A 4,737-nucleotide genomic window follows, 5' to 3' on the forward strand; every position below is an offset into this window, starting at 1 on the left:
TCGTCGTCTCGGGCAGAAGGCTGTGTTGATGACATCGGCAACACCCGCATGGGCAAGCGGCGGCGCATGAGATGGGGGTGGATTCCGGCTGAGTGCAGAATGACACCCTAAGGCATTTTGAGGACGCGGCTTCCGTATTCACGCAGATTTCCGTTTGGATCTACGTATCGATAGAGCGTAACAGGCTTGATCCCCAACTCCTTGCAGAGATCACTAACAGACGTGTCGCGATTGGCCATGGCGGCTTGCGCCATACGGACCTGCGCTTTTGTCAGCGCAAACTTCCTTCCACCTTTCCGGCCACGGGCGCGGGCGGCTTGGAGCCCGGCCATTGTGCGTTCGCGGATCAACTCACTTTCAAATTCGGCCAAGGCCGCAAAGATGCCAAATGAAAGTCGTCCTGCCGCAGTTGTTGTATCGATCTGCGCGCCTTGTCCGGTGAGCACCTTGAGGCCAACGCCGCGCTCGGACAGCAAGCTGACGGTTTTGACAAGATGGTGCAGGCTGCGGCCCAAGCGGTCAAGCTTCCACACAACCAGAACATCGCCATCCCGCAATGCCTTGAGGCAGGCCTCCAGACCTGAGCGGTCATCTTTCTTTCCGGATGCCAGATCCGAGTAAATCTGGTCCTCTTCGACGCCTGACGCGATCAGCGCATCCCGCTGCAAGTCGAGGGACTGGCTGCCGTCGGCTTTTGAGACGCGAGCATAGCCGATCAGCATGTTTCACAAACGAATGTTTGTGATGCTCTGGCAGATGCTCTGCTTCCGCTCATAAAAGCTATTCCTTATTAATTATCTTAATCAAAGATAAGCAAACCCAAAATAGAAAGCAAAAGAAACATGGCGCACCGCAGCATCCTGACCGAGCGCCAGCGTTCGGCCCTTTTTGATCTCCCTATCGATGAACTTTCGCTCCTTCGACATTACACGCTTGCCGATGACGACCTTGACCACATCAACGCACGGCGTCGCGCCGAAAACCGGATCGGCTTCGCCCTGCAACTATGTGCCTTGCGATACCCTGGGCGACTTCTGTCTTCCCATGAGGTCATTCCCGAGCAGGCCATTCGCTTTATTGGAGCCCAACTGGGTCTGACAGGTGATGAAATCCTACCCTATGCGGCGCGGCGCCAAACCCGACAGCAACATCTGCAGGAGCTTCGGGAAATATACGGCTACAAAATGTTCTCTGGGCGTGGTGCGCGTGATCTGAAGGGCTGGCTTGAACGAGAGGCAGAGACTGCTCGATCAAATGAGGGCCTCGCCCGGCGGTTTGTCGAGGAATGCCGCCGCACCCAGACGGTCCTGCCCGGTGTGTCTGTTATCGAACGGCTTTGTGCTGACGCCCTCGTCGCCGCCGAGCGCCGCATTGAGAGCCGGATCACTGACCGACTGAATGATAAGCTGAAGGGCCGGTTGGATAATTTATTAACGGAGATGGTCGATGGCACGGTCAGCCGGTTCATCTGGCTTCGGCAGTTTGAGGTCGGCAAGAATTCGGCGGGGGCCAGCCGCCTTCTTGATCGCTTGGAGTTTTTACAGGAGATGGAGTTGGCACCCGACATTCTTGAGGGTTTGCCGCCCCACCGGGTTACGCAACTGCGCCGTCAGGGCGAACGATATTTTGCCGATGGCCTGCGAGACATTACCAGCGACCGGCGCCTGGCCATTCTCGCGGTCTGCGCCATAGAATGGCACGCGGGGATTGCCGATGCGGTGGTCGAGACCCATGACCGGATCGTGGGTAAGACCTGGCAGGATGCGAAAAGGTTGTGTGACACGCGCATAGCGGATGCAAAATCCGCCCTGCACGACACACTTCGCTCCTTCAAAGCCTTGGGCGCTGCCCTTTTGGAGGCCAAGGGGGATGAGGCCTCCCTTGATGTGGCAACCGAAATGTCCTGTGGTTGGCTTCAGCTTGAAGGTCTTGTGGCAACCGCCGCCGAACTGACGAATACGATGTCCGCTGACCCTATAGTCCATGTCGTGCAAGGGTATCATCGGTTCCGGCGATATGCACCGCGTATGCTGCGAGCTTTGGATATCCACGGGGCCGCTGTGGCGCGGCCCTTGGAGCAAGCGGCACAGATCATTGCTGATGATGGGAATAGCAAATCTCAATCCACAAGCTTTCTACGGCGTGGTTCCAAATGGCACCGCCACCTTAACGCTCAGGCGACCGATGATCACCGGCTCTGGGAGGTGGCCGTTCTGTCCCATCTCCGCGAAGCGTTTCGATCGGGCGATATCTGGCTGGCCCATTCACGTCGTTATGCAGATCTGAAAGAGGTCTTGGTTCCGGTTGAAGCTGCACAGGCCACGCCCAGATTGACCGTTCCGTTTGATCCGGAAAGCTGGCTTGAAGACCGCAAGGCGCGGCTGACAGATGGGCTTGACCGGCTGGCAAAGGCAGCGCGGTCTGGGGCCATTCCCGGCGGCTCCATAGAAAACGGCGTTCTGAAAGTTGACCGGCTGCCCGCAGCCGTGCCCGAAGCAGCAGAGGCTCTGGTGCTTGCTCTCTATGATCGCCTGCCCGCCGTGCGCATCACCGATTTACTGCAGGAGGTCGATGAAGACATCGGCTTCACAGATGCCTTCACCAACGTGCGCACTGGCTCCCCCTGTACCGATCGCATCGGGCTGCTGACCGTATTGCTGGCCGAGGGGCTAAACCTTGGGTTGAGTAAAATGGCCGAGGCCACCAATACCCACGATTACATGCAGCTCTCGCGCCTGTCGCGATGGCATATTGAAAGCGACGCAATTAACCGCGCGCTCGCCATGGTGATTGACGCGCAAGCGGGCCTGCCCATGGCCAAGTTCTGGGGCGGCGGCGTCACCGCGTCCAGCGACGGACAATTCTTCCCCGCCGCGAGGCAAGGTGAAGCGATGAATCTTATCAACGCCAAATACGGATCTGAGCCAGGGCTAAAGGCTTACACGCATGTCTCCGATCAGTTTGGACCCTTCGCAACACAAAACATTCCCGCCACCGTGAGCGAAGCACCCTACATCCTGGACGGGCTGCTGATGAACGAAGCGGGCCGAAAGGTCAAAGAGCAGTATGCTGACACCGGTGGCTTCACCGACCACGTCTTTGCCGTCACCTCGCTGCTGGCCTTCCGGTTTATTCCGCGCATACGGGACCTCCCCTCGAAACGGCTGTATCTCTTTGACCCGGCCGCCGCGCCGAAGGAGCTGCGCGGCCTGATCGGCGGCAAGATCAGGGAGGGCCTCATCGTCCAGAACTGGCCGGATATCCTGCGGGCCGTGGCCACGATGGCGGCGGGCATCATGCCGCCCAGTCAGTTGCTCAAGAAGTTTGCGGCCTATCCACGACAGCATGAGCTTGCACTTGCCCTGCGTGAAATCGGTCGCATCGAGCGCACGCTCTTCATCATCGACTGGCTGCTTGATGCCGACATGCAGCGTCGTGCCCAGATTGGCCTCAACAAGGGCGAGGCCCATCACGCCCTAAAAAACGCCCTGCGCATCGGGCGGCAGGGCGAAATCCGCGATCGGACCGTCGAAGGTCAGCACTACCGTATGGCAGGGCTGAACCTGCTGGCCGCCATCATCATCTACTGGAACACCAAGCACCTCGGGCAGGCTGTCACACGGCGCCAACACGTCGGATTAGACTGTCCATCCGATCTCCTGGGGCACATCTCGCCTCTCGGATGGGCACACATCCTCCTCACAGGCGAGTATAAGTGGAAAAAACGATGAAGGGCTGGCTTAGGGTGTCATTCTGCACTCAGCCGGAATCTACCCCGATGAGGGCGTGGCCGGTCTCAAGCGTGACAAGACGCGACCCTCGCGGGTGCCGCCTTTGCCCGTGGAAACAAGGCTGAAGGTGATCGCCAAGACGGTGCAGGAAACCCCGCCCAATGCAACGCACTGGAGCCGCGCGCTAATGGCCGAAGCCATGGGCATCTCGCCGTCGAGCGTCGGCCGCATCTGGGCAGAAGCTGGCTTGAAGCCGCATCTCACGAAGGGGTTCAAGGTCTCGAACGACCCAAAGTTCGAGGAGAAGGTCACCGATATCGTCGGGCTCTACCTCGACCCGCCAGACCGTGCCGTGGTGCTCTGCGTCGATGAGAAATCCCAGATCCAGGCGCTGGATCGCACCCAGCCCGGACTGCCGCTCAAGAAGGGCCGTGCCGCGACCGTAACGCACGATTACAAACGCCATGGCACGACCACGCTGTTTGCTGCGCTGGATGTGAAATCAGGCACCGTCATTGGCGATTGCATGCCACGCCATCGTGCGCAGGAGTTCCTGAAATTCCTCCGACAGATCGACAAGGCTGTGCCCACGCGGCGCGATGTGCATCTGGTGCTCGACAACTACGCCACCCACAAGACGCCTGAGGTAAAGGCCTGGCTCGAAAAGCATCCGCGCTTCAAGCTGCACTTCACGCCCACCAGCGCGTCATGGCTGAACCTGGTGGAGCGCTTCTTTGCCGAGATCACATCAAGGCGCATCCGGCGCGGCAGCTATTCCAGCGTCGATGATCTTGAGGCCGCGATCTACGACTATCTGGCCCACCACAACGAGAAGCCAAGGCCCTTCAAATGGACCAAAACCGCAGAGGATATCCTCACCCGGGAACGTCGCGCGCTGGACAAGCTCGATGAAACTCGCGGAAACAGGTAGGAAGTGTCAGACTCAGAGCACTAGACCATCTCGGCGCCAGCACCAGGTAACGATGTCCGAAAAAACCAAAGCCGG

General features: G+C 58.9%; 2 protein-coding genes and 1 pseudogene. 2 read left to right on the forward strand and 1 reads right to left on the reverse strand.

Going from position 1 to position 4,737, the window contains the following annotated elements:
- Positions 1-107: 107 nt before the first annotated feature.
- A complete protein-coding gene (locus A3722_RS13455) occupies positions 108-722 on the reverse strand; it encodes a recombinase family protein (RefSeq protein WP_067629790.1) in 615 nt (204 codons plus the stop codon).
- A 120-nt stretch (positions 723-842) separates the two neighbouring features.
- Here A3722_RS13455 and A3722_RS13460 point away from each other — a divergent pair, with 120 nt between their 5' ends.
- Together A3722_RS13460 and A3722_RS13465 are read left to right on the forward strand one after the other, a co-directional pair.
- Entirely contained in the window at positions 843-3,731 is a 2,889-nt protein-coding gene (locus tag A3722_RS13460) for a Tn3 family transposase (RefSeq protein ID WP_067629793.1), read from the forward strand.
- Between the two features lie 40 nt (positions 3,732-3,771).
- Positions 3,772-4,662 (forward strand): annotated as a pseudogene (locus tag A3722_RS13465) (IS630 family transposase); the annotation flags it as partial.
- Between the last annotated feature and the right edge of the window lie 75 nt (positions 4,663-4,737).

The organism is Sulfitobacter sp. HI0027, assembly GCF_001634775.1.
In the GTDB taxonomy this organism is placed as follows: Bacteria; Pseudomonadota; Alphaproteobacteria; order Rhodobacterales; family Rhodobacteraceae; genus Sulfitobacter.

Excerpts from the sequence above, each read along its gene's own strand:
- A3722_RS13455 (WP_067629790.1), bottom strand. The coding sequence starts at position 722 with ATGCTGATCGGCTATGCTCGCGTCTCAAAAGCCGACGGCAGCCAGTCC.
- A3722_RS13460 (WP_067629793.1), top strand. The coding sequence starts at position 843 with ATGGCGCACCGCAGCATCCTGACCGAGCGCCAGCGTTCGGCCCTTTTT.